The organism is Corynebacterium sp. HMSC072G08, from assembly GCF_001809185.1.
In the GTDB taxonomy this organism is placed as follows: domain Bacteria; phylum Actinomycetota; class Actinomycetes; order Mycobacteriales; family Mycobacteriaceae; genus Corynebacterium; species Corynebacterium phoceense.
The window spans coordinates 1-2,803 of the sequence record NZ_KV796387.1 but is presented as its reverse complement, the minus strand read 5'-3'; the positions used below and the strand labels follow the sequence as shown (position 1 = coordinate 2,803).

The following is a 2,803-nucleotide window of genomic DNA, read 5'->3' as shown; positions in this document are numbered from 1 at the left end:
AAAAATCACCCCATTAGGATTCGGTTTCCCTACGGCTACCCCACACGGGTTAACCTCGCGACATGCCGCTGACTCGCAGGCTCATTCTTCAAAAGGCACGCCATCACACACATACAGGTGCTCTGACGGATTGTAAGCACATGGTTTCAGGAACTATTTCACTCCCCTCCCGGGGTACTTTTCACCATTCCCTCACGGTACTCATCCACTATCGGTCACACTGAGTATTTAGGCTTACCGGATGGTCCCGGCAGATTCACAGCAGATTCCACGAGCCCGCTGCTACTCGGGCAACCCAACAACTTAGAAATTGAAGACTTCAATTACGGGACTATCACCCTCTACGGTAGGCGTTTCCACACCACTTCACCTATCAACAACAACCAAGCACAGTATCGGTAGCTACTGCCTGTTAGGGCCCACAACACCGCACACACAACCCCTACCAGGTATCACATGCACACGGTTTAGCCTCATCCACGTTCGTTCGCCACTACTAGCAGAATCATTATTATTTTCTCTTCCTACGGGTACTGAGATGTTTCACTTCCCCGCGTAACCCCCACAACAGCTATGAATTCACTGAAGGGTAACCACCCATAACGGTGGCCAGGTTTCCCCATTCGGACATCCTCGGATCAACGCTCAATTGACAACTCCCCGAGGCTTAACGCAGCCTTACACGTCCTTCATCGGCTCAGCATGCCAAGGCATCCACCATGCGCCCTTAGTAACGAACACACAACCAACAACAACCAACCCCCACCACAAAAGGCAAGAAACTAACTGTTGCCGGCGTGAACAACAAAACACAAAAGAACAAAAGAAATTACACAACACAACAAACCAACCACACAAAAATGCAGTCCAACGGTTTGCTGTGTGATGCTCGCGTCCACTATACAGTTCTCACACAACACCCCAACCAACCAACAAACAACAAAGCAAACGCTCACACTGCCTATTGAAACCGGCTGGGTTACACCAGGGGATAATGCCCCAGACACCCAACAATGCACCAACGAACCTCACAACTATTTTCGTCCTTTAACGTTTCACACAATGTTTTGTGTGTTTATCGTGTGGTGTGTCTCCACCCGATTAAAAACACTGTTGGCAGCACCACCTACGGGCACTCAACCAACCACCAAAGAAACAAAGCCTATAAAAACAATGCCTTCGGTATACCCACAACTGTGGGCTAAATAAAGCTCCTTAGAAAGGAGGTGATCCAGCCGCACCTTCCGGTACGGCTACCTTGTTACGACTTCGTCCCAATCGCCGATCCCACCTTCGACAGCTCCCTAACGAGTTTGAGCCACTGGCTTCGGGTGTTACCAACTTTCATGACGTGACGGGCGGTGTGTACAAGGCCCGGGAACGTATTCACCGCAGCATTGCTGATCTGCGATTACTAGCGACTCCAACTTCATGGGGTCGAGTTGCAGACCCCAATCCGAACTAAGACCGGCTTTCAGCGATTCGCTCCACCTCACAGTGTCGCTGCGCATTGTACCGACCATTGTAGCACGTGTGAAGCCCTGGACATAAGGGGCATGATGATTTGACGTCATCCCCACCTTCCTCCGAGTTGACCCCGGCAGTCTCTCATGAGTCCCCACCATAACGTGCTGGCAACATAAGACAAGGGTTGCGCTCGTTGCGGGACTTAACCCAACATCTCACGACACGAGCTGACGACAACCATGCACCACCTGTATACAAGCCACAAGGGAAACTACATCTCTGCAGCAATCCTGTATATGTCAAGCCCAGGTAAGGTTCTTCGCGTTGCATCGAATTAATCCACATGCTCCGCCGCTTGTGCGGGCCCCCGTCAATTCCTTTGAGTTTTAGCCTTGCGGCCGTACTCCCCAGGCGGGGCGCTTAATGCGTTAGCTACGGCACGAACCCCGTGGAAGGGACTCACACCTAGCGCCCACCGTTTACGGCATGGACTACCAGGGTATCTAATCCTGTTCGCTACCCATGCTTTCGCTCCTCAGCGTCAGTAACTGCCCAGAGACCTGCCTTCGCCATCGGTGTTCCTCCTGATATCTGCGCATTTCACCGCTACACCAGGAATTCCAGTCTCCCCTACAGCACTCAAGTTAGCCCGTATCGCCTGCACGCCCGGAGTTAAGCCCCGGAATTTCACAGACGACGCGACAAACCACCTACGAGCTCTTTACGCCCAGTAATTCCGGACAACGCTCGCACCCTACGTATTACCGCGGCTGCTGGCACGTAGTTAGCCGGTGCTTCTTATACAGGTACCGTCACAAAAAGCTTCGTCCCTGTCGAAAGGAGTTTACAACCCGAAGGCCTTCATCCCCCACGCGGCGTCGCTGCATCAGGCTTCCGCCCATTGTGCAATATTCCCCACTGCTGCCTCCCGTAGGAGTCTGGGCCGTATCTCAGTCCCAATGTGGCCGTACACCCTCTCAGGCCGGCTACCCGTCGACGCCTTGGTAGGCCATTACCCCACCAACAAGCTGATAGGCCGCGAGCTCATCCCCAACCGCAAAAGCTTTCCACCTTCCACACTAAAGAAAGGTCATATCCGGTATTAGACCCAGTTTCCCAGGCTTATCCCAAAGTTGAGGGCAGATCACCCACGTGTTACTCACCCGTTCGCCACTCGAGTACCCGCAGCAAGCTGCAGGCCTTTCCGTTCGACTTGCATGTGTTAAGCACGCCGCCAGCGTTCGTCCTGAGCCAGGATCAAACTCTCCACAAAAACCAATCAGAAAAAATCCGATAAAGGCTTATAGGCCGTGAAAAGCCCAATACCAAAGCAAAA

Annotated in this window: 2 rRNA genes; both read right to left on the bottom strand. The window is 52.6% G+C overall.

The window, feature by feature from the left end:
• Nucleotides 1–741: ribosomal RNA gene (locus HMPREF2559_RS01345) — 23S ribosomal RNA — on the bottom strand; the annotation flags it as partial.
• Nucleotides 742–1,219: 478 nt separating this feature from the next.
• Nucleotides 1,220–2,740: ribosomal RNA gene (locus tag HMPREF2559_RS01340) — 16S ribosomal RNA — on the bottom strand.
• Nucleotides 2,741–2,803 lie beyond the last annotated feature (63 nt).